Raw genomic sequence first — 21395 nt, 5'->3', positions numbered from 1 at the left:
ATGTTCCTGCGCGCCTCCGCCGCCCTGGTCCTTGCGGCGTCCATCCTGCCGGTCGCGGCGTACGCGGCCACCACCGTCGCGGTAGGCGGCCAGGTCTACCTGGAACAGGATGGCCGGCCGGGGCGTACCGCCGGCGACGTCGCGCTGGCCGACGTGGCCGTCTCCGACGGCGAGCGCATCGTGCGCACCGATGCGCAGGGGCGCTACCGCATCGATGCACGCCCGGGCGCGCACGTCTTCGTGGTCAAGCCGGCCACCCTGCGCTTTGCGCCGGCGGCCGACGGCCTGCCGGCGTTCTGGCGCGCGGTGCCGGCGAAGGGCCGCGTGCAGGCCGACTTCGCGCTGCTGCCCGGGACCGCGTCCGCGGAGGCTGCGACCGAAGTGCTGGTGTTCACCGACAGCCAGGTGAAGAGCCGGGACGACATCGACTACTACCGCCGCGACATCGTCGAGCCGATCATTGGCCGCCATCCGGCCGCGCTGGGCGTGACCCTCGGCGACCTGGTCGACGACGAAATGCAGCTCTACGCCGAGCTCAACGCCGTCACCACCCGGCTGCAGGTGCCCTGGTTCCACGTGCCGGGCAACCACGACGTCGAGCCGGGCGCCAAGGACGACGCGGCTTCGCTGACGAGCTGGCACGCGGTCTACGGCCCGGACACCTACGCGGTGGAGGAGGGCGGTGCCGCGTTCGTGTTCCTCGACGACGTGGTCGTGCAGCCGGGGCAGGGCCCGGGCTACATCGGCGGCCTGCGCGAGGACCAGTTCCGCTTCCTCGAAGCCTACCTGGACCAGCTGGTCCCCGAGCGCCTGGTGGTGTTGGGCATGCACATCCCGGTGTTCGATACCGGCGGCCGCCAGACCTTCCGAGCCGCCGACCGCGCGCGCCTGTTCGCGCTGCTGCGCGAGCGCCCGCGCGTGCTCCTGCTCAGCGGCCACAGCCACGTGCAGCAGCACTACTGGCATGGGGAAAAGGAGGGCTGGCAGGGTGCGGCGCCGCTGCACGAGTACAACGTCGGCGCGGCCTGCGGCGCGTTCTGGTCGGGCGTGGCCGATGCGCAGGGCATTCCCGACGCGACCATGGCCGACGGCACGCCCAACGGCTACGCCACGCTGTCGATCGATGCCTCGGGCGGTTACGCGCTGGCCTACCATCCGGCCCGCATAGGGACCGACGATCCGGCCTTCACCCGGGCCATGGCCCTGCACGCGCCGAGGGTGCTGCGCAAGGGCGCGTACCCGGCCTGGGGCGTGTTCGCCAACGTGTTCATGGGCGATGCCTCCACCCGCGTCGAATACCGCATCGACGGAGGCGCCTGGAAGCCGATGAAGCGCGTCGAGCGCGCGGACCCGCGCCTGCTGGTGGAGAACGTGGCCGACGACCTGGCGCCGGCGCTGCGCGGCTTCGACCGCTCGCCCGAGGCGGTGGATTCCACCCACCTGTGGCGTGGCGCACTGGATACGGGACTGGCGCCGGGCGTGCACCGGGTCGAGGTACGCGCCTTCGAGCGCTGGCAGGGCGAGGTGCTGGCTTCGACCGAATACCGGCTGCAGGAAGCCGCGGGGGAATAGGCGCCGGTACGAAGTTCCGCGGCTGGCTGGCGAAGGCTGGCTGGCGGCGGACGCGTGACTGGCGCGCAGAGCGGCTGGTTGCGTGGCGCGCAGTCTAGCCAGCCGGCGCGGCGCGCGTTCAAACGCGAACCATTCCCGCTTCGGCGCCAGGGCGGCGCCGGCATGGCTCAGAGCGGCAGCTCGACCTCGAGGAAGCTGGACACGCGGGTGTGGCCGTGCGCGGCATCGCCGGCGCGCGGCTCGGCGTAGTCCGCCGGCCGGTCGACCAGCACGGTGTGCAGGCCGGCGGCACGCGCTGCGTCGAGCTCCTCGACCACGTCGGACAGGAACAGGATGTCGTGCGGCGCCAGGCCGATCTCCGTGGCGATGCGGGTGTAGCTGGCCGCCTCGCGCTTGCCGCCGACCTCGGTGTCGAACCAGCCGGAGAACAGCCCGGTCAGGTCGCCGGCGTCGCTGTGGCCGAAGAACAGCTTCTGCGCCGGCACCGAGCCGGAGGAGTAGACGTACAGCGGCAGCCCCAGCGAATGCCAGCGCTGCAGCGTCTGCGCCGCGTCCGGGTAGACCGGGGCGGTGAAGTCGGCGTTGCGGTAGCCGGCTTCCCAGACCATGCCCTGCAGCGCCTTGAGCGCGGTGTGCTTGCGGTCCTGGTCGATCCAGCCCTGCAGTGTCTCCACGATCATCGCGTCCTGGCACAGGCCGCCGGCCTCGACCGCGACCGCGTCCAGCCAGCGCCGCACCTCCGGCTCGTGCCCGTGCGCCTCGACGAAGCCGGGCAGGGCGCGCCGCGCGTAGGGGAACAGCACGTCGCGCACGAACGAGATGCTGCTGGTGGTGCCTTCGATGTCGGTGAGGATCGCGCGGGTCATGTCGTGGGCTGCAGAAAAAGCGCCCCTCCAGTGAGGGGCGCGGGATGAGGGGGGCGGCGGATCAGGCGGCTTCGGGCTCGTAGCGCGGGAAGCGGCCGGCGATGTCGGTGCCGGTGAAATGGCCCACCCAGCCATCCGGCTCGGTGAAGAAGCGGATCGCCACGAAGTTCGGCGACTCGCCCATGTCGAACCAGTGCTTCGTGCCGTCCGGCACCGCGATCAGGTCGTCCTTCACGCACTCGACCTCGTAGACCTTGCCTTCCACGTGCAGGGTGAACAGGCCGGAGCCGGCGACGAAGAAGCGGACCTCGTCTTCCTTGTGGAAGTGCTCGTCGAGGAACTTCCTGCGCATTTCCTCCCGGTTCGGGTTGTCCGGGGCGATGCTGACCACGTCCACGGTGCGGAAGCCGCGCTCGGCCACCAGCCGGTCGATATCGGCGCGGTAGGCCTCCATCACCGCTTCCGGGGAAGCGCCGGGCTCGATCGGCTTGCTGGCGCGCCAGCGCTCGAAGGTCACGCCGATCTTTCCCAGTTCGGCGGCAATGGCGTCCCCGTCGCGGCTGGCGAACAGGGGCTGGCCGGGATCGTTCTCGTCGAAGATGCGCAGTCGGCTCATGGGGGCGTTCTCGCGGCGTGGCGCACGGGGCGCGGGGACCGTCTAGGGTACCAGCTGCGCCGCCGCCCGCCGGCAACGCCAGCGCAACGGCGGCATGCGGCGCTGCAACGCCGCGGCTCAGCGGGCGCCGAGCTTGCGCAGCTCCAGCTCGCAGCCGAGCAGGAACTCGAACGCCTCCAGGTGGCGGCGCGCCTCGGCCATGTCGCGGCCCCAGGCGTACAGGCCGTGGCCGTCGATCAGGTAGCCCCACATGGCCTGGCGGTCGAGCAGGGCGTCCACCTGCGCCGACAGCACGGTCATGTCCTGGGTGTTGGCGAATACCGGCACGTCCACCGCGGTCTCGTGGGTGCTGTTGCCGTGGAAGGCCTTGAGCAGCTCGTAGCCTTCCAGGCGCACGTGGCCCTGGGGCGCGTAGAGGCGCGAGGCCACGGTCTGCACCGGCGAATGCGTGTGCAGCACGCAGCCGACCGCGGGGAAGCGCTGGTACAGGCGCGTGTGCAGCAGGGTCTCGGCGGACGGCCGCAGCGGGCGGCCGACGGCCTGGCCTTCGAAGTCGACGACCATGATGTCGCCCTCGACCAGCCGGCCCTTGTCGCGGCCGGACACGGTGATCGCCGCGTGGCGGTCGTCCAGGCGGTGCGAGAAGTTGCTGGAGGTGGCCGGCGTCCAGCCCAGCTGCGCAAGCTCGCGGATGTTGTCGATCAGCAGCCGGGCCAGCTCGCCGAGGCGGGCCTGGTCGTAGGGAACCTGGGGGGTGTTCATGGCGCGCAGTTTAACGCGCCACGGCTTCCTTCCGGCTGAAACCGCGGAAGGCCGCCCACGCCAGCAGGGCGATCACCAGCCCGCCGACCAGGGTCTTCCCCGGCGTCGAATAGACCAGCAGCCCGCAGGCCACCAGCGCGCCCATGCCCAGCACCTTCTCGCGGTGGGTGGACGGCCGTTCGCGCGTACCGAGCAGCAGGGCCAGGCCGGCGGCGACATAGGCCATCACCACCAGCACCACGACCATCTCGATCAGCACCTCGAACTGGCCCGAAACGGTCGGCGCCAGGGTGAGGAAGGCCAGCGCGGTCATCGACAGCGAGATGATGAACAGGCCGGTGGCGGCCGAACCGTTCGGGCGCAGGTGGCCGAACACCGCCGGCAGGAAGCCGCGCTGCGCCGCGCGCGCGCCGGACTCGCCGGTGACCAGCATCCAGCCGCCGAGCGTGCCGGTGGCCTTGATCGCGGCGGCGGCGGCGATGATCGGCATGGCCCAGGGCCCGAACATGTTCCCGGCGACCAGGGCGAACGGCGCGCCGGACTGGGCGAGCTCGGCGGCGGGCACGATGCCCATCATCAGCACGGAGGACACCAGGTACACCGCGCCGGCGATGGCGATGCCGCCGAGGGTGGCGCGCGGCACGTTGCGGTCCGGATCGTCGACCACGCCGGCGACCATCGCGCCGGTCTCCAGGCCGACGAAGGCCCAGAAGATCGGCGCCAGCGACTGCATCACCACGGTCACGTCGGACTGGCCGGACACGTTCCAGGAGTCGCGGTACACCGACGGATCGAAATAGGCCCAGCCGGCGGTGAGGATCAGCGCCACCGGCAGCAGGCCCAGCACCACGCACAGCGACTGGAAGCGCGCGATCGGCCGCGGGCCCATCAGGTTCAGCGCGAACATCAGCCAGATCAGCGCCACCTGGCCGCCCAGGCGCACGCCCGGTCCGTCGCCGACCGGCAGCCAGGTCTGCAGCACCACCAGCAGGTAGCCGAACGCGGCCACCGCGATGGCATTGTTGCCGATCCACGAGGACACCCAGTACATGGTCGTGGCCAGAAAGCTGACGTCGCGGCCCAGCGAGGGGCGCACGTAGTCGTCGGGCGACTCCAGGCCCGGGTGGTGCCGCGCCAGGCGCGCGAAGGCGCCGCCCAGCATCATCGCCAGCGCCGTGCACACCAGCCAGGCCAGCGCGGTGACGCCGCCGGACTTGGCCAGCATGGCCGGCAGAAGGAAGAACCCCGAACCGATCATGTTGTTGGCGACCACGAAGGTCGCCAGCACCGGACCGATCTTGCGTGCGGACGTTGCGCCCATCTTGCGCGTTTCCCCTGGGTGGAACGAAGCGGCCGGCGCAGGGCGCCGGCCGCGTGCGGATCGTGGTCAGCCGGCCCTGCGCAGCTTGCTGTGGCGGTAACCGTAGGCGAAGTAGATGACCTGGCCGAGCACGGTCCAGCCCACGAAGATCTTCCAGTGCTCCATGAACGACTGCAGGAACAGGAACAGGCAGGCGAGCAGGCCCAGCGGGCAGATCAGCCAGAACATCGGCACGCGGAACGGACGCGCCAGGTCCGGGCGGGAGAAGCGCAGCACGAACACGCCCACGCACACCGTGGCGAAGGCCAGCAGGGTGCCCATCGACACCAGCTCGCCGAGCACGCTCAGCGGCATGAAGCCGGCCAGCATGCAGGCCAGCACGCCGACGATGATCGTGCCCACGTACGGGGTCTGGAACTTCGGGTGGACCTTGCCGAACAGCTTCGGCAGCAGGCCGTCGCGCGACATCGAGTAGAAAATGCGCGGCTGCGCCATCAGCATGACCAGGATCACCGAGGACAGGCCGGCGATCGCGCCGATCTCCACCGCGGTCTTCAGCCAGCCCACGCTGGCGCCCGGGTCGGCCTTGAGCACTTCCTCCAGCGCGGTGGCCACCGGCTTGGCGGTGCCCAGCAGCGAGTAGTGGGTCATGCCGGTCAGCACCGCGCACACGGCGATGTAGATGATGGTGCATACCGCCAGCGAACCGAGGATGCCGATCGGCATGTCGCGCTGTGGGTTCTTGGCCTCGCCGGCGGCGGTGGAGACCGCGTCGAAGCCGATGTAGGCGAAGAACACGATGGTCGCCGCGCGGTACACGCCCTCGAGTCCGAACTGGCCCGGACCGGTGTTCTCCGGGATGAACGGGGTCCAGTTGGCCGGATCGACGTACTGGATGCCGAAGCCGAGGAAGGCGGCGATGACCACCACCTTGATGCTGACGATGATCGCGTTGACGAAGGCCGACTGGGTGATGCCGACGTAGCACAGGCCGCTGACCGCGGCGACGATCAGCACCGCCGGGAGGTTGATGATGCCGTCGGTGGCGATGAAGCGGCCTTCGCTCCAGGTGAGCGGCGCGGAGGCCAGTTCGGCGGGGAAGGGCAGTCCCAGCGTCGAAGTCAGGAAGCTGACCAGATACCCCGACCAGCCCACCGCGACCGTGGAGGACGCGAACAGGTACTCGAGCACCAGGCACCAGCCGATGAACCAGGCCACCGCCTCGCCGAGGGTGGCGTACGAATACGAATAGGCGCTGCCGGAGACCGGCATCATCGAGGCGAACTCGGCGTAGCACAGGCCCGCCATCGCGCAGGCAAAGCCGGCGAGGACGAAGCTGAGCATGATCGCCGGGCCGGCGTGGTTGGCCGCGGCCTGGCCGGTGAGCACGAAGATGCCGGCGCCGATCACCGCGCCGATGCCCAGCAGTACGAGGTGGCGGGCGGTCAGCGTGCGCCTGAGTTCCGATTCCCCCTGCAGGCTGCCCTCGAACGGTTCGCCCGCATCGACATGGCCGGCCGGTTCGACCGGTTTGACGATGAAAAGTCCCTTGGACATTGAGTGGTGTTCCCCTGTTGCCGCCGTCCGGATGGCTGTGGTCTGGTTGCCGCATGCGCCACCGGCGCGCAGCCCAAGCGCCGTACCTTGCCAAAGGGGCGTGAGGACCACAAGCTGTGCCGCGGCATTGCCGCAACGGCGCCCGCCCCGGCCGTGGCGGGCGCGCCCATTCATGGAAGGACGCGATGCGTTTCACCGATTTCCGCCGGCAGCTGCTCGACTATCGCCAGCGCCATCCCGAGGAAGCCGCCACCGTCGACGCCTTCGCCGCCCTGCTGGACGACCCGCAGGACCCGTTCGTGCGCGCGCGCCTGGAAGGACACTTCACCGGTTCGGCCTGGGTGGTCAGCGCCGACGGCGAGCGCGCCCTGCTGACCCACCACCGCAAGCTGGACCGCTGGCTGCAGCCGGGCGGGCACGCCGACGGCGACATCGACCTGGCGCAGGTGGCGCTGCGCGAGGCGCAGGAGGAAACCGGCGTGCCCGGCCTGCATCTGGAGGACGGCGGGCTGTTCGACCTGGACCGGCACTGGATCCCGGAACGCCGCGATGTGCCGGGCCACTGGCATTACGACGCGCGCTACGTCGTCCGCGCCGGCGCGGACGAACGTTACGTGGTCAGCGGGGAATCGTACGACCTGGCCTGGCGCGAGATCGTGGCGATCCACGCCAATGCGGACGACGATTCGATGCGGCGGCTGGCCGCCAAGTGGCTGGCGCGGCGGTCCGCCGCGCCCTGAGCCGGCGTCAGTACAGGACGCGGGTGCGCAGCGTGCCCGGGATCGCCGCCAGCTCCTCGCGCAGCAGCGCGCCCTGGGCCTCGTTGGCGGCCACGTCGATCACCACGTAGCCGACCTTCGGGTCGGTGCGCAGGAACTGGCCGTCGATGTTGAGCGCGTGGCGGCTGAAGATCTCGTTGATCTTCGACAGCACGCCCGGCACGTTGCGGTGGATGTGCAGCAGGCGCAGGCTGTCCTCGTGCTCCGGCAGGGTGACTTCGGGGAAGTTCACCGCCGACAGGGTGCTGCCGTTGTCGCTGTAACGGACCAGCTTGGCCGCCACTTCGACGCCGATGTTCTCCTGCGCCTCCAGCGTGCTGCCGCCGATGTGCGGGGTCAGGATCACGTTGTCGAAGCGGGTCAGCGGCGAGACGAACGGATCGTTGTTGCCCTTGGGCTCGACCGGGAACACGTCCACCGCCGCGCCGCCGACGTGGCCCGATTCCAGCGCGGTGGCCAACGCGTCGATGTCGACCACGGTGCCGCGCGAGGCGTTGATCAGGTGCGCGCCGCGCTTCATCGCCGCGATCTGCGTGGCGCCGAACATGTTCTTCGTCGCCGGGGTCTCCGGCACGTGCAGGGTGACGATGTCGGAACGCTCGAGCAGGTCCTCCAGGCTCTGCGCCGGACGCGCGTTGCCCAGCGAGAGCTTGGTCTCGATGTCGTGGAAGATCACGTTCATGCCCAGCGCCTCGGCGAGCACGCCGACCTGGGTGCCGATGTGGCCGTAGCCGATGATGCCCAGGGTCTTGCCGCGCGCCTCGTGGCTGCCGGCGGCCGACTTGGACCAGCCGCCGCGGTGGCATTCGGCGTTCTTCTGCGGGATGCCGCGCATCAGCATCACCGCCTGCGCGACCACCAGCTCGGCGACCGAGCGGGTGTTGGAGTAGGGCGCGTTGAACACCGGGATGCCGGCCAGCTCGGCGGTCTCCAGGTCGACCTGGTTGGTGCCGATGCAGAAGCAGCCGATCGCGATCAGGCGCTTGGCCTCGGCGAGCACGTCGGTGGTGAGCTGGGTGCGCGAGCGGATGCCGACGATGTGCGCCTCGGCGATACGCTTCTTCAGCTCGTCCTCGGGCAGCGACTTCTCGTGGAACTCGATCTGGCTGTAGCCCGCCGCCCGGAAGGTCTCCACCGCGGTCTGGCTGACGCCCTCCAGCAGCAGCACGCGGATATCCGATTTCGGGAAGGAGGTCTTCTTGGGCGACATGCGCGCTGCTTCCGGGAAAGTGGGGTCGGGAGCCCACAACTATGCCAGAAGCCCACCTCTTTTGCCGCAGTGCGTCATGCTGTTTCGCGCAACAGCGGCGGACGCCTGCGCGACGACTTGCGCGGGCAAAAGTTGCCGCTGAAACAGGCGCCTGGGGAGGGCGGCAGAGCGTGCCTCTGTGGCGCCCCCCATGCTGGACGCGACCGGCCCCGTACTGGCACGCTTGCAGGCTCCCGCACGTCCTGCCACACCGCCCCCATGACCGATCCCCGCCTCGCCGACCTGCTGCAGTCGGCGCCCGACCTGCGCCTGAAGACCGATCCGGCCGACCTCGAGCACTATGGCCGCGACTGGACCCGGCGCTGGACCCCGGCGCCGCTGGCGATCGCCCTGCCGGGCTCGCTAGAGGAAGTGCAGGTTGTGGTCCGCTGGGCCAACCGCCACAAGGTCGCGATCGTCCCCTCCGGCGGCCGCACCGGCCTGTCCGGCGGTGCGGTGGCCGCCAATGGCGAACTGGTGCTGAGCCTGGAGCGGATGAACAAGGTGCTGGAGTTCGATCCGGTCGACCGCATCCTCACCGTGCAGGCGGGCATGCCGCTGGAAGCCGTGCACAACGCCGCGGCCGAGCATGGCCTGGTCTATCCGGTCGACTTCGCCGCGCGCGGCTCGTGCTCGATCGGCGGCAACATCGCCACCAATGCCGGCGGCATCCGCGTGATCCGCTACGGCAATACCCGCGAATGGATCGCCGGCCTGACCGTGGTCACCGGCGCCGGCGAGGTGCTGCGGCTCAACCGCGCCCTGGTCAAGAATTCCAGCGGCTACGACTTCCGGCAGCTGATGATCGGCTCGGAAGGCACCCTCGGCATCATCGTCGAGGCGACCTTGCGCCTGACCGACCCGCCGCCGCCGACCAACGTCATGCTGCTGGCGCTGCCCTCGTTCGAGGTGCTGATGCAGGTGTTCGCCGAGTTCCGTGGCCGCTTGCAGCTGGAGGCCTTCGAGTTCTTCACCGACCGCGCGCTGCGCCACGTGCTGGCCCACGGCGCGCAGAAGCCGCTGGAGGACGAGTATCCGTTCTACGTGGTCACCGAGTTCGCCAGCAACGACGAGGCCACCGAGGCGGCCGCGATGGCCGCGTTCGAGCACTGCATGGAGCAGGGCTGGGTGGCCGACGGCGTGATCAGCCAGTCCGAGGCCCAGGCGCAGCAGATCTGGCGCCTGCGCGAGGGCATCACCGAGGCGGTGGCCAGGTACAAGCCCTACAAGAACGACGTGTCGGTGCGGATCTCGGCGATGCCGGCGTTCCTGGCCGAGACCCAGGCGCTGCTGGGCGAGGCCTATCCGCACTTCGACGTGGTCTGGTTCGGCCACATCGGCGACGGCAACCTGCACATCAACGTGCTCAAGCCCGACGACGCCACCGACGCGGATTTCGTCGCCCAGTGCGAGCACGTGACCAGGCTGCTGGCGCAGGCGCTGCAGAAGCATGGCGGCAGCATCTCCGCCGAACACGGTATCGGCCTGGTCAAGAAGCCCTACCTGGGCAGCACCCGCAGCGAGGCGGAGATCGCCCTGATGCGCGGGGTCAGGCAGGTGTTCGATCCCAACGGGATCCTGAATCCGGGCAAGCTTTTCGACTGAGCGCGCGGAAACGCGCGGGCGGCTGCGGTTAGTCTTGGGGCTCCGCCGCGCCGCGGCCCCAACAGCCTGCAGAACGATGAAGCACTACCTGCTCACCGCCACCCTGGTCCTGCTCGGCATCGCCGCTTCCCACGCGCTGGCCGCGAGTTTCGCCGGCACCTCGGCGGGCGCGTCCTCGGCCGGCTCCTCGGCGTCCTCCGGCAGCACCTCCGGCGACGACAAGCTGGTGCGCGAGGCGCGCGAGGACGCCGCCGGTTTCGTCGCCAGCGACGGCCGCCTGCGCAGCGCACGCCTCGAGGCGGCGCTGCGGGTGATGCGCGAGCGCGATCCTTCGGCCGTCCGGGCCAGCGACCTGGCGCTGGCCCGCCGCGTCCTCGCGCAGGACTGAGCGCGCGATCCATGCGTCCGTGGCGGTGCCTGGCCGCCGTGCTGTTCTCCGCCGGGACCCTGCTCCCGGTGGCACGGGCCGCGCCTGTGTTCCGCCTGGACGAGGGCATGCCGCCGCCGGAAGCCGCGGCCACGCGGCAGTTGCTCGATGAGGCCACCTCGCGGCTGCCCACCGCCTGGGCACAGGCGCTGGACCATCCGATCGACTTCGCCTGGCGCGATGACCTGCCCGAGGGCGTGCATGGCCGCGCGCATGCATGGCGCATCGGCCTGCGGCGCGAGCTGCTGCAGGCATGGATGGCGCGGCCCGCTCCGGCCGACGCCGACGACACGGCCACCCGCGCCGCCCTGGCCGCGATGCTCCACGAACTGGCCCATCTGTACGACCGCAGCCGCTCCGGCCGGCTGTCGCGCGATCCGCGCCTGCTCGACCTGGCCGGCTGGCAGGAAGCTGCATGGCGTCCCGGTCGCCGTGGGCGCAACGACTTCCGCGACCGCAGCCCGGATCCCTACGAACTCCGGTCGCCGCGCGAATACGTGGCGGTGAACCTCGAGCACTACCTGCTCGATCCGCAGTATCCCTGCCGACGCCCGGCGCTGGCCGCGTACTTCGACGCGAACTTCGGTACCACCATGCCGCGCGCGGATTGCGCACCGGGCCTGCCGTTCGTACGCGACGCGGTACGTGGTGGTGCCGGGCCGGAGCTGGTGGACCCGGCGCGCATCCACGCCGTCGACTACCTGCTGGCCGAAGGCAATGAGCGGCCGATGAGCCGCTGGGGCCACAGCATGCTGCGGCTGGTGGTGTGCGCGCCGGGACGGCCGCGCGGGCCGGATTGCCGGCTGGACCTGCAGCACCACCTGGTGCTGTCGTTCCGCGCTTTCGTCGACGACGTGCAGATCTCCAGCTGGCGCGGGCTGACCGGGTCGTATCCGTCGCGGCTGTTCGCCCTGCCGCTGGGGCAGGTGGTCGACGAGTACACGAAGGTCGAACTGCGCGGGCTGCGCTCGGTGCCGCTGGACCTGGAACGCGACGAGATCGAGGCACTGGCCGCGCGCGCGGCGCAGCTGCACTGGAACTACGACGGGCGCTACTTCTTCGTCGGCAACAACTGCGCGGTGGAAACCTGGAGGCTGCTGCACGACGCAGTGCCGCGGCTGGCCGCGATGGACCTGCAAAGCATCACCCCGAAAGGGCTGTTGGCGCGGCTGCGCCGGTCCGGCGCGACGGACGAGGCGGCTATCCCCGCCGCCCCGGAAGACCGGGTGCGCCTGGGCTATTACTTCGCCCCGGCCAATGCGACGTACGACGGGATGTACGCCGTGGTGCGCGAGGAACTTGCCACGCCGCAGGCCGACGCAGCGGCCTGGCTGGAACTGGATCCGGAAGCCCGTCGCGTGGTGCTGCCGCGTGCCGGCCTGCGGGCCGCCGCGGCCCTGCTGGTGCTGGAATCGGCGGCGGTACGCCGCGAGGAAGCGCTGGCGCGCGACGAGCTCAAGCGGCGCTGGCTGGACGAGCCCAAGGCGCTTGCTGGCGCAGGCGATGTGGCGGAGGCGCTGCGCGAATTCCTGCGCCTGGGTGGAGCCTTCAGTCGCCCGGCCTCCTGGCTGGACGGCGTGCCCGGTTACGGCCTGCCGCAGGCCGAGGAACGCGAGGTGCTGGAACGGCGCGCGGTTGCCGATGCAGCGGCGCGCGAGCGGCAGGCGCAGGCGCTGGAAACAGGCGTGCGCGGGCTGCTGTCGCCGCGGCGGCGGGCGGCGCTGGAAGGGGCCGAGCGGAACCTGGAGCTGCTGGGGGAACGGCTGCGCGAGCTGGCAGGGGAGCCGTCGTAGCAGGCGCACACGTGTCGTATCCGGGTCCGATCCCGGGTGCGCTTCGCTTACCCGGGCTACGAGCTTAGCGAACTGGCGGGCGGACCGTCGCGGGAGCGTGCCCGCCGTTGCGGCGGGCACGGAGGCGCATCGCGCGCTGGCGCCCGGGTGCGCTGCGCTTGCCCGGGCTATGGCGCGGTAACGTCAGTCAGCGCGGCCGCCGAACTCGCCGGTGGTCGTGTTGACCAGGATCTTCTCGCCGGTGGTGATGTACTCCGGGACCATGATCTCGATGCCGGTGCTGAGCTTGGCCGGCTTCGGGCGCTTGGTCGCGGTGCCGCCCTTCAGTTCCGGCGGGGTGTCGATCACTTCCAGGGTGACGTGCTGCGGCAGCTGCAGCGCCACCGGCTGTTCGTCGATCACCTGCACGTAGCAGCCGGCCAGGCCGTCGGTGATGTAGCCGGCGGCGTCGCCGATCGCGTCCGGATCGAGGGTGTAGGGGGTGTAGTCCTCGTCGTCGAGGAACACGAAGGCGTCGCCGTCCTTGTACGAGAAGGTGGCCTGGCGGCGCAGCAGCTCGACCTCGACCAGGTTGTCGTCGGCGTCGAAGCTGGCGTCCAGCTTGGTGCCACCGGGCACGGAGTACATGATGAAACGGTAGCGGACGTTGCCGCCGCGGCCCTGCGGCGAGCTGCGCTCGATGTCGCGGATCTGGTAGACGCCGTTGTTGTACTCGACGACGTTGCCCTTCTTGATTTCACTGGCTTTCATGGATGAAGTCCGGGATTGGAGATTCGGGATACGGGATTCGTTGTGCGGGCTGGGTTCTTCGTGATTCGACGATCGCGCCGGAGTGGTTCTGCTCTTGCTCCTCCCAATCCCCAATCCCGAATGCCCAATCCCCGCTCTTATTTCGGCGCCAGCCGCGTCGCGCCGTCGAGGCGGATGGTCTCGCCGTTGAGGTAGCGGGTCCGCAGGATGAAGGCGACGGTGTCGGCGAATTCGTCCGGCTGGCCGAGGCGGGCCGGGAACGGGATCGTCGCCGCCAGCGACTGCTGCACGCTCTCGGGCATGCCGTCGACCATCGGCGTCCAGAACACGCCCGGGGCCACGGTCATCACGCGGATGCCGAAGCGCGCCAGCTCGCGCGCCATGGGCAGGGTCATGCCGACCACGCCGCCCTTGGAGGCCGAGTACGCGGCCTGGCCGATCTGGCCTTCGTAGGCGGCGACCGAGGCGGTGTTGACGATCACGCCGCGCTCGCCGTCCCCGCCCGGCTCGTTGTACTGCATCAGCGCCGCGGCGGCCTTGGCCACGTTGAAGCTGCCGACCAGGTTGACCATCACCGTGCGGGCGAAGCCGTCCAGCGGCATCGGGCCTTCCTTGCCGAGCACGCGGCCGGCGCCGAGGATGCCGGCGCAGTTCACCGCGACGTTGAGCCCGCCGAGGAATCCGCGCGCGGCTTCGAGGTTGGCGGCGACGCCGGCCTCGTCGGTGACGTCGGTGCGGATGTAGCGGGCATTGGTCTCGCCGAGCAGGGCGACGGCCTCGGCGCCCTTGGCGTCGTTGACGTCGAGCAGGGCGACCTTGCCGCCATCGGCGACGATCCTGCGGGCCACGGCCAGGCCCAGGCCGGAAACGCCACCGGTGACGACGGCGCGGGCGGTATCAGGCTGCATCGAAAGGTTTCCGGTGAAAGAAGTCGCCCATTGTAGGCGGAGGCCCGGGGATGGCGGCAGGGGCCGCCCGGGGAGGAAGGTCCGATCGTGGCCCGGTGGCGGCCTTCGCGGTGTCGGAGTGGGCGGCCCGGCACGCGGCGCAGGGCGCCGCGGACCGCTCGCGCCACACCCGGGCCCGCCGGATCAGTCGCGCGGAACCGGCGGCGCCTCACGCCAGAGCAGGACTTCGGGGACGCCGGCGTCGTACTGGGCGAGGACCTCCTCGAAACCGAAGCGCGGGCGCCAGCCCAGGGTGCGGATCGCCAGGCCGGGATCGTAGACCCGGTCGATCGAGGAGGGCGGCAGCCAGCCGCGCAGGGCCAGCGCCGATAGGAGCGCCGGCGCACGCCGGGCCAGTACCGCCGGCGCATCCGCCAGCAACCCGGCGGCGTCCTCGCGTTCGAACGGGGTCGCACCGGAGACCACGAAACGGGCCACGGCCGGGCCTTCGTGGGTGAGCGCGGCCAGGTGCGCGGCGGCGACGTCGCGCACGTCGATGCCGCGGTGCAGGCGGAACGCGGCCATGACCTGTACCGGCTCCGGGAAACAGCGCGACATGCGCATGATGCGCAGCGACGGCCCGCCCTGCGCCGCGGCGCCGGCCAGCAGTGCCTCGGCTTCCAGCTTGGTGTGGTGGTAGACCGTCTGCGGCTGTGGCTCCAGCGCCTCGTCGACCCAGCCGGCGCGCCCGGGCGGCGTGGCCGCGGCCCCGTACAGCGCGGTGGTGCTGGTGAACACGATGCGCCGCACGCCGGCGCGGGTGGCGGCATCGAGCAGGCGCCGCGTGCCGTCGACGTTATTCCGGCGGAACGTCGCCTCGGGAAAGTACGGCACGTGCGGTGCGTGCAGCGCGGCGGTATGGACGACCGCCTCGACGCCAGCCATCGCGCGGCCGAGCAGCTGCGGATCGGTGAAGTCGCCAACGTGCTCGCTGGTCGAGCAGGGCGTGGTGTCGATGCCGGTCACCTCGTGCCCGGCGCGGGCCAGCGCGACATGGATCGCGCGGCCGACGCGGCCGGCACTGCCGGTGACCAGCACCCTCACCGCACGGCCTCCGCGGGGCCCGCGGCGGAGCCGGTCGACAGCAGGCGCTGGCCGTTACTCGGGGTCATAGTCCAGGTTCGACGCCAGCCAGCGCTCGACCTGCGCCAGCGGCACGCCCTTGCGCCTGGCGTAATCGGCGGCCTGGTCCTTGCCGACCCGACCGACCACGAAGTACTGGCTGCCCGGGTGGCTGAAGTAGTAGCCCGATACCGCCGCGGTCGGCAGCATGGCGAAGCTCTCGGTCAGCGACATGCCGGCGTTGGCCTGGGCGTCGAGCAGGCGGAACAGGGTGGCCTTCTCGCTGTGGTCGGGGCAGGCCGGGTAGCCGGGCGCGGGGCGGATGCCGCGGTAGCGCTCGGCGATCAGCGCCTCGTTGTCCAGCGCCTCGTCCGGCGCATAGCCCCAGAATCCGGTGCGCACGCGCTGGTGCAGTCGTTCGGCCAGCGCTTCGGCCAGGCGGTCGGCCAGCGACTTGAGCAGGATCGCGTTGTAGTCGTCGTGGTCCGCCTCGAAGCGGGCCACGTGCGCGTCGATGCCGATGCCGGCGGTGACCGCGAACGCGCCGATCCAGTCCTGCACGCCGCTGGCTTCCGGGGCGATGAAGTCGGCCAGGCAGAAGTCCGGGCGCTCCACCGGCTTGTCGACCTGCTGGCGCAGGAAGTGCAGGGTGGCCGGGCCGTCGCCGTGCTGCAGGACCACGTCGTCGCCGCGGCTGTTCGCCGGCCACAGGCCGTAGACGGCCCGCGCGGCCAGCCAGCGTTCGTCGATGATCCGCCGCAGCATCGCCTGCGCATCGCGGTACAGCTCGCTGGCCTGGGCACCGACCACCGGATCCTCGAGGATCGCCGGGAAGCGCCCGGACAGTTCCCAGGCCTGGAAGAACGGGGTCCAGTCGACCACCGGCAGCAGGTCTTCCAGCGGCCAGTCGAAGGCGTGCACGCCGGGCTGCCTTGGCACCGGCGGGGTATAGCCGTTCCAGCCGCCGTCGAAGCGCTGCCCGCGCGCCTTCTCCAGCGACACCAGCCGCCTGGCGTCGCCACGGTTGGCGTGGCGGGTGCGGATCTCGGCGTAGTCGGCGTCGTTGGCGGCGACGAAGCGGTCGCGCAGTTCGGGGCTGATCAGCGACTGGGCCACGCCTACCGCGCGCGAGGCGTCCTTCACCCAGACCGTGGGCGCCTTGTAGTGCGGGTCGATCTTCAACGCCGTATGCGCGCGCGAGGTGGTGGCGCCGCCGATCATCAGCGGCGTGCGGAAGCCCTGGCGCTGCAGCTCGCGCGCCACGTGGCTCATTTCCTCCAGCGACGGGGTGATCAGGCCGGAGAGGCCGATCAGGTCGGCATTTACCTCGCGCGCGGTGTCGAGGATCTTCTGCGCCGGCACCATCACGCCCAGGTCGACGACCTCGAAGTTGTTGCAGGCCAGGACCACGCCGACGATGTTCTTGCCGATGTCGTGCACGTCGCCCTTGACCGTGGCCATGACGATGCGGCCGTTGGACTTGCCAGTGTCGCCGGTGCGGGCCTTTTCCGCCTCGATGAAGGGCAGCAGGTAGGCCACCGCCTTCTTCATCACCCGCGCCGACTTGACCACCTGCGGCAGGAACATCTTGCCGGCGCCGAACAGGTCGCCCACCACGTTCATGCCGTCCATCAGCGGGCCTTCGATCACGTCGAGCGGGCGCGCAGCCTGCTGGCGGGCCTCCTCGGTGTCCTCTTCGACGAAGGCGTCGATGCCATGGACCAGGGCGTGGGCCAGGCGCTCGCGCACGGGCTTCTGCCGCCAGGCCAGGTCCTCGGTCTTCTTCCCGCCCTTCTTCCCCTTGTAACGCTCGGCGATCTCCAGCAGGCGCTCGGTGGCGTCGCGGCGGCGGTTGAGGACCACGTCCTCCACGCGTTCGCGCAGCTCCGGATCCAGGTCGTCGTACACCGGCAGCGCGCCGGCGTTGACGATGCCCATGTCCATGCCGGCGCGGATGGCGTGGTACAGGAATACCGAATGGATCGCGCCGCGCACGGTCTCGTTGCCGCGGAAGGAGAACGACACGTTCGACACGCCGCCGGACACGTGGCAGTGCGGCAGGGTCTGGCGGATGATCCGGGCGGCCTCGATGAAGTCCACCGCGTAGTTGTCGTGCTCCTCGATGCCGGTGGCGATCGCGAAGATGTTCGGGTCGAAGATGATGTCTTCCGGCGGGAACCCGACCTCGTCGACCAGGATGCGGTAGGCGCGGGTGCAGATCTCGACCTTGCGCGCGCAGGTGTCGGCCTGGCCCTGCTCGTCGAAGGCCATCACCACTGCGGCCGCGCCGTAGCGCAGGACCTTGCGCGCGTGCTCGACGAACACGTCCCTGCCTTCCTTGAGCGAGATCGAGTTGACCACGCCCTTGCCCTGCAGGCACTTCAGGCCGGCCTCGATCACCTCCCACTTCGAGGAGTCGACCATCACCGGGATCCGGGCGATGTCCGGCTCGGCGGCGATCAGGTTGAGGAACCTGACCATGGCCTTCTCCGAGTCGATCAGGCCCTCGTCCATGTTCACGTCGAGGATCTGCGCGCCGTTGTCGACCTGCTGGCGCGCCACCTCCACCGCCTCGGCGTAGCGTTCCTCCTTGATCAGCTTGCGGAACTGGGCGCTGCCGGTGACGTTGGTGCGTTCGCCGATGTTGACGAACAGCAGCTCCGGGGTGATGACCAGCGGCTCCAGGCCGGACAGCCGGGTGTAGCGGGGCGCGTCGTTCATGCGGCCTGCTCCAGTGCGCCTGCCGGGATCCGCGGCGGCAGCCCGCGCACGGCCTCGGCGATGGCGCGGATGTGGTCGGGGGTGGTGCCGCAGCAGCCGCCGACCATGTTGAGCAGGCCGGCCTCGGCGAACTCGCGCAGGGTGGCGGCCATCTCCCCGGGCGTCTCGTCGTAGCCGCCGAAGGCGTTGGGCAGGCCGGCGTTGGGATGGGCGCTGACGTAGAACGGCGAGACCTGGGCGAGCGCCTCCACGTGCGGGCGCAGCTCGCGCGCGCCGAGCGCGCAGTTCAGGCCGATCGACAGCGGCCGCGCGTGGGCCAGCGAGGTGTGGAAAGCCTCGGCGGTCTGCCCGGACAGGGTGCGGCCGGAGGCGTCGGTGATCGTGCCGGAGATCATCACCGGCAGGCGCGCCCCGCGGGCGTCGAACACTTCCTCGATGGCGAACAGCGCGGCCTTGGCGTTGAGCGTGTCGAAGATGGTCTCGACCATGATCGTGTCGGCGCCGCCGTCGACGAGGCCTTCCACCGCCTCGCGGTAGGTCGCGCGCAGTTCGTCGAAGCTGGTGTTGCGGAAGCCGGGATCGTTGACGTCCGGGCTGATCGAGGCGGTGCGGCTGGTCGGGCCGAGCACGCCGATCACGAAGCGCGGCTGGTCCGGCGTGCGCGCCTCGGCCGCGTCGCAGGCCTCGCGGGCGACGCGCGCGCCGGCGCGGTTGAGCTCGTAGACCAGGTGCTCGAGGTGGTAATCGGCCTGGCTGACCGAGGTCGCGTTGAAGGTGTTGGTCTCGACGAAGTCCGCGCCGGCTTCGAGGTAGGCGGCATGGATCCCGGCGATCACCTCGGGCCGGGTGAGCAGCAGCAGGTCGTTGTTGCCTTTGAGGTCATGGCCGCACTGCGGGCCGTGGTCTTCGTGGGCCGGGTGGTGGCGGGCGTCGTAGCCTTCGGCGAAGCGCTCGCCGCGGTAGTCGGCCTCGGCCAGGCCCTGGCGCTGGATCATGGTGCCCATCGCCCCGTCGATGACCAGGATGCGTTCGCGCAGGCCGCGCTCGAGCAGGGCGACGCGTTCGGGATGCAGCCAGGGGAGGGCACGGGTCATGGTCGTTACTCAGGGCTTCTGCGCGATCAGCGAGATCACTTCGAAATGCGGTGGCCGGCGTTCGCGGGTCACGGTCTCCAGGCTGGTCACCGCCAGCCCGGCCTTCTCCGCGAACCGGCGCAGTTCCTTGGCGGCGAAGCCCAGGTTCACGTGGCCGTAGGTCTCCACCACCGCCTTGTGTTCGTGCCGGGCCAGGCTGCTCAGCAGCAGGCGGCCGCCCTTGCGCAGCACGCGCGCCGCCTCGGACACGGCCTGTGCCGGTCTGGTCGAATAGGTCAGCGCGTGCATCAGCACGACCAGGTCGAAGCTGCCGTCGCGGAAGGGCAGGGCGTGCATGTCGCCCTCGCGGACCTCGACGTTCTCCAGCCGGCGCAGGCGCTCGCTGGCGGCGGCGACCACGCGCGCGCTGGTGTCGATGCAGACGTAGCGGTGCGAATGCGGGGCCAGCAGCTCGGCCAGCACGCCGTCGCCGGAGGCGATGTCGAGCACGTCGCCGGTGTGCAGCAGCGGCAGCGCGCTGCGTGCCAGCGCTTCCCAGGTGCGACCGGGGGAATAGTGGCGTTCCATGTCGCCGGCGACGCTGTCGGCCCAGTTCTGGTCGGCGGCGCGGGCGGCCAGCACGGCGGGCAGGCGCTCGGCGTCCTGGCGCAGCAGCGGATCGTCGCTGCCGGTGCTCAGCGCCTGCCACAGGGCGCGCTGGGCCGGGTCCAGCGCCGCCTCGTCGAAGCGGTAGTAGGCGGAGACGCCGGCGCGGCGGTCGCGTACCAGCCCGGCTTCCTTGAGCTTGGCCAGGTGGGTGGACACGCGCGGTTGCGCCAGGCGGGTGATCGAGGACAACTCGGCCACGGTCAGCTCCTCCAGCTCCAGTAGCGCCAGCAGGCGCACCCGGGTGGCATCGGCAAAGACCTTCAGCCGGACCGACCAGTCCTCCAGATCCATAAATATCTTCCCATCGCGATATAGCGATAATTGTTGCCCCGGGCCCTGTCGGCGGTCAAGCGGCATACGCCGCCGAATGGCGAGGTGGTTACAATGGGAAGCATCGCCCAGACCGGAGAGGGGTCGCCCCGTGGATTTCAGCTTTACCGAAGAACAACTGATGCTGCAGGACGCGGCGCGCCGCATCGCCCAGGACGTGATCGCGCCGAGCGCCGAGCACCATGACCAGACCGGCGAGTTCCCGCTGGCCAACATCCAGCTGCTGGGCGAGAACGGCCTGATGGGCATCGAGGTGCCGACCGAGTACGGCGGCGCCGGCATGGATCCGGTCAGCTACGTGCTGGCGATGATCGAGATCGCCGCGGGCGACGCCGCGCACTCGACCATCATGTCGGTCAACAACTCGCTGTTCTGCAACGGCATCCTCAAGTTCGGCACCGAGGAGCAGAAGCAGAAGTACGTGCGCGCGATCGCCGAGGGCCGCGAGATCGGCGCCTTCGCCCTGACCGAGCCGCAGTCCGGTTCCGACGCCACCGCCATGCGTTGCCGCGCGGTCAAGCAGGCCGACGGCAGCTTCGTGATCAACGGCAAGAAGAGCTGGATCACCAGCGGCCCGGTGGCCAGGTACATCGTCCTGTTCGCGATGAGCGAGCCGGAGAAGGGTTCGCGCGGCATCACCGCCTTCATGATCGACACCGCCAAGCCGGGCTTCCATCGCGGCAAGACCGAGCCGAAGCTGGGCATCCGCGCCTCGGCCACCTGCGAGATCGAGTTCGCCGACTACGTGGTCGGCCCGGAAGACGTGCTGGGCGAGGAAGGCCAGGGCTTCAAGATCGCCATGGGCGTGCTGGACGCCGGCCGCATCGGCATCGCCTCGCAGGCCATCGGCATCGCCCGCGCGGCCTACGAGAAGACCCTGGAATACGTGCGCGAGCGCAAGGCCTTCGGCGCGCCGATCGGCACCTTCCAGATGACCCAGGCCAAGATCGCCGACATGAAGTGCAAGCTCGACGCGTCGCTGCTGCTGACCCTGCGCGCGGCCTGGCTGAAGGGCCAGGGCAAGCCGTTCTCGGCCGAGGCCGCGATCGCCAAGCTGACCGCCTCCGAGGCGGCGATGTGGATCACCCACCAGGCGGTGCAGATCCACGGCGGCATGGGCTACTCGAAGGAAATGCCGCTGGAGCGCTACTTCCGCGACGCCAAGATCACCGAGATCTACGAGGGCACCTCGGAGATCCAGCGCATGGTGATCGCCCGCGCCGAGACCGGCCTGCGCTGAGCAGCGGTCCTTTGCAGGGGATGGAGACGGGGCCGCGAGGCCCCGTTTCCTTTTGT

General features: G+C 70.5%; 18 protein-coding genes. 6 read left to right on the top strand and 12 right to left on the bottom strand.

Annotation, left to right across the window (positions count from 1 at the left end):
• Window positions 1-1572 (top strand): calcineurin-like phosphoesterase C-terminal domain-containing protein, encoded by a 1572-nt coding sequence (locus M503_RS0112320; protein ID WP_028918924.1) that lies wholly within the window; start codon window positions 1-3, stop codon window positions 1570-1572.
• Window positions 1573-1739: 167 nt separating this feature from the next.
• Here M503_RS0112320 and mtnC read toward each other — a convergent pair whose 3' ends face one another.
• The 5 genes from mtnC to M503_RS0112295 all read right to left on the bottom strand — a co-directional run bounded on the left by mtnC (window position 1740) and on the right by M503_RS0112295 (window position 6694).
• On the bottom strand, window positions 1740-2438 hold the full coding sequence (gene mtnC, locus M503_RS0112315) for an acireductone synthase (protein ID WP_028918923.1): 699 nt from the start codon (window positions 2436-2438) through the stop codon (window positions 1740-1742).
• A gap of 61 nt (window positions 2439-2499) precedes the next feature.
• Window positions 2500-3054 carry a 1,2-dihydroxy-3-keto-5-methylthiopentene dioxygenase gene (locus M503_RS0112310; protein ID WP_028918922.1) on the bottom strand — a complete coding sequence of 185 codons (555 nt, stop codon included), beginning with the start codon at window positions 3052-3054 and terminating at the stop codon, window positions 2500-2502.
• Between the two features lie 117 nt (window positions 3055-3171).
• Window positions 3172-3816 carry a methylthioribulose 1-phosphate dehydratase gene (locus M503_RS0112305; RefSeq protein ID WP_028918921.1) on the bottom strand — a complete coding sequence of 215 codons (645 nt, stop codon included), beginning with the start codon at window positions 3814-3816 and terminating at the stop codon, window positions 3172-3174.
• Between the two features lie 10 nt (window positions 3817-3826).
• Window positions 3827-5137 (bottom strand): amino acid permease, encoded by a 1311-nt coding sequence (locus tag M503_RS16465; protein ID WP_051414585.1) that lies wholly within the window; start codon window positions 5135-5137, stop codon window positions 3827-3829.
• A 66-nt stretch (window positions 5138-5203) separates the two neighbouring features.
• On the bottom strand, window positions 5204-6694 hold the full coding sequence (locus M503_RS0112295; protein WP_037061353.1) for an amino acid permease: 1491 nt from the start codon (window positions 6692-6694) through the stop codon (window positions 5204-5206).
• 185 nt (window positions 6695-6879) lie between these two features.
• Between M503_RS0112295 and M503_RS0112290 the strand changes: the two genes are divergently transcribed.
• Entirely contained in the window at window positions 6880-7434 is a 555-nt protein-coding gene (locus tag M503_RS0112290) for an NUDIX hydrolase (protein ID WP_028918919.1), read from the top strand.
• 7 nt (window positions 7435-7441) lie between these two features.
• Here M503_RS0112290 and serA read toward each other — a convergent pair whose 3' ends face one another.
• Complete coding sequence (serA, locus tag M503_RS0112285) at window positions 7442-8683, bottom strand: phosphoglycerate dehydrogenase (protein WP_028918918.1); 1242 nt, start codon at window positions 8681-8683, stop codon at window positions 7442-7444.
• Between the two features lie 258 nt (window positions 8684-8941).
• Here serA and M503_RS0112280 point away from each other — a divergent pair, with 258 nt between their 5' ends.
• The 3 genes from M503_RS0112280 to M503_RS16460 all read left to right on the top strand — a co-directional run bounded on the left by M503_RS0112280 (window position 8942) and on the right by M503_RS16460 (window position 12547).
• The gene (locus M503_RS0112280) at window positions 8942-10327 is read left to right on the top strand and encodes an FAD-binding oxidoreductase (protein ID WP_028918917.1); all 1386 of its coding nucleotides are present in this window, start codon (window positions 8942-8944) and stop codon (window positions 10325-10327) included.
• A gap of 76 nt (window positions 10328-10403) precedes the next feature.
• Window positions 10404-10715, top strand: coding sequence for a DUF2388 domain-containing protein (locus M503_RS0112275; RefSeq protein WP_028918916.1), 312 nt, complete (start codon window positions 10404-10406; stop codon window positions 10713-10715).
• Between the two features lie 11 nt (window positions 10716-10726).
• Window positions 10727-12547, top strand: a complete 1821-nt coding sequence (locus M503_RS16460) for a DUF4105 domain-containing protein (RefSeq protein WP_037061350.1) — start codon at window positions 10727-10729, stop codon at window positions 12545-12547.
• A 183-nt stretch (window positions 12548-12730) separates the two neighbouring features.
• Here the strand turns inward: M503_RS16460 and yeiP are convergent, their stop codons facing one another.
• From yeiP to M503_RS0112240, 6 genes are all read right to left on the bottom strand, one after another.
• Window positions 12731-13297: an elongation factor P-like protein YeiP gene (gene yeiP / locus M503_RS0112265; protein WP_028918915.1), complete on the bottom strand. Its 567-nt coding sequence runs from the start codon at window positions 13295-13297 to the stop codon at window positions 12731-12733.
• 137 nt (window positions 13298-13434) lie between these two features.
• Window positions 13435-14205 (bottom strand): SDR family NAD(P)-dependent oxidoreductase, encoded by a 771-nt coding sequence (locus M503_RS0112260; protein WP_028918914.1) that lies wholly within the window; start codon window positions 14203-14205, stop codon window positions 13435-13437.
• Between the two features lie 183 nt (window positions 14206-14388).
• Window positions 14389-15288 (bottom strand): NAD-dependent epimerase/dehydratase family protein, encoded by a 900-nt coding sequence (locus M503_RS16455; protein ID WP_037061348.1) that lies wholly within the window; start codon window positions 15286-15288, stop codon window positions 14389-14391.
• 54 nt (window positions 15289-15342) lie between these two features.
• Window positions 15343-18027: a methionine synthase gene (gene metH, locus M503_RS0112250; protein WP_028918913.1), complete on the bottom strand. Its 2685-nt coding sequence runs from the start codon at window positions 18025-18027 to the stop codon at window positions 15343-15345.
• Entirely contained in the window at window positions 18024-19121 is a 1098-nt protein-coding gene (locus M503_RS0112245; RefSeq protein ID WP_028918912.1) for a homocysteine S-methyltransferase family protein, read from the bottom strand. The genes metH and M503_RS0112245 overlap by 4 nt, the downstream gene beginning before the upstream one ends.
• A gap of 9 nt (window positions 19122-19130) precedes the next feature.
• Window positions 19131-20060 carry an ArsR/SmtB family transcription factor gene (locus M503_RS0112240; RefSeq protein ID WP_028918911.1) on the bottom strand — a complete coding sequence of 310 codons (930 nt, stop codon included), beginning with the start codon at window positions 20058-20060 and terminating at the stop codon, window positions 19131-19133.
• 76 nt (window positions 20061-20136) lie between these two features.
• On the opposite strand from M503_RS0112240, the gene M503_RS0112235 reads away from it, so the two are divergent.
• Window positions 20137-21339 (top strand): acyl-CoA dehydrogenase family protein, encoded by a 1203-nt coding sequence (locus M503_RS0112235; RefSeq protein WP_428992208.1) that lies wholly within the window; start codon window positions 20137-20139, stop codon window positions 21337-21339.
• The last annotated feature ends 56 nt before the right edge of the window (window positions 21340-21395 follow it).

The organism is Pseudoxanthomonas suwonensis J47 (genome assembly GCF_000513955.1).
Classification (GTDB): domain Bacteria; phylum Pseudomonadota; class Gammaproteobacteria; order Xanthomonadales; family Xanthomonadaceae; genus Pseudoxanthomonas; species Pseudoxanthomonas suwonensis_C.
This window is presented reverse-complemented; position numbering and strand designations above follow the sequence as displayed.

Bases quoted from the DNA above. Each gene is read 5' to 3' on its own strand.
- M503_RS0112245 (WP_028918912.1), bottom strand. From the start codon at position 19,121: ATGACCCGTGCCCTCCCCTGGCTGCATCCCGAACGCGTCGCCCTGCTC.
- M503_RS0112320 (WP_028918924.1), top strand. From the start codon at position 1: ATGTTCCTGCGCGCCTCCGCCGCCCTGGTCCTTGCGGCGTCCATCCTG.
- M503_RS0112290 (WP_028918919.1), top strand. From the start codon at position 6,880: ATGCGTTTCACCGATTTCCGCCGGCAGCTGCTCGACTATCGCCAGCGC.
- M503_RS0112260 (WP_028918914.1), bottom strand. From the start codon at position 14,205: ATGCAGCCTGATACCGCCCGCGCCGTCGTCACCGGTGGCGTTTCCGGC.
- M503_RS16460 (WP_037061350.1), top strand. From the start codon at position 10,727: ATGCGTCCGTGGCGGTGCCTGGCCGCCGTGCTGTTCTCCGCCGGGACC.
- M503_RS0112275 (WP_028918916.1), top strand. From the start codon at position 10,404: ATGAAGCACTACCTGCTCACCGCCACCCTGGTCCTGCTCGGCATCGCC.
- serA (WP_028918918.1), bottom strand. From the start codon at position 8,683: ATGTCGCCCAAGAAGACCTCCTTCCCGAAATCGGATATCCGCGTGCTG.
- M503_RS0112280 (WP_028918917.1), top strand. From the start codon at position 8,942: ATGACCGATCCCCGCCTCGCCGACCTGCTGCAGTCGGCGCCCGACCTG.
- M503_RS16465 (WP_051414585.1), bottom strand. From the start codon at position 5,137: ATGGGCGCAACGTCCGCACGCAAGATCGGTCCGGTGCTGGCGACCTTC.
- yeiP (WP_028918915.1), bottom strand. From the start codon at position 13,297: ATGAAAGCCAGTGAAATCAAGAAGGGCAACGTCGTCGAGTACAACAAC.
- M503_RS0112235 (WP_428992208.1), top strand. From the start codon at position 20,137: ATGGCGAGGTGGTTACAATGGGAAGCATCGCCCAGACCGGAGAGGGGT.
- M503_RS0112240 (WP_028918911.1), bottom strand. From the start codon at position 20,060: ATGGATCTGGAGGACTGGTCGGTCCGGCTGAAGGTCTTTGCCGATGCC.
- M503_RS0112310 (WP_028918922.1), bottom strand. From the start codon at position 3,054: ATGAGCCGACTGCGCATCTTCGACGAGAACGATCCCGGCCAGCCCCTG.
- metH (WP_028918913.1), bottom strand. From the start codon at position 18,027: ATGAACGACGCGCCCCGCTACACCCGGCTGTCCGGCCTGGAGCCGCTG.
- M503_RS0112295 (WP_037061353.1), bottom strand. From the start codon at position 6,694: ATGTCCAAGGGACTTTTCATCGTCAAACCGGTCGAACCGGCCGGCCAT.
- mtnC (WP_028918923.1), bottom strand. From the start codon at position 2,438: ATGACCCGCGCGATCCTCACCGACATCGAAGGCACCACCAGCAGCATC.
- M503_RS0112305 (WP_028918921.1), bottom strand. From the start codon at position 3,816: ATGAACACCCCCCAGGTTCCCTACGACCAGGCCCGCCTCGGCGAGCTG.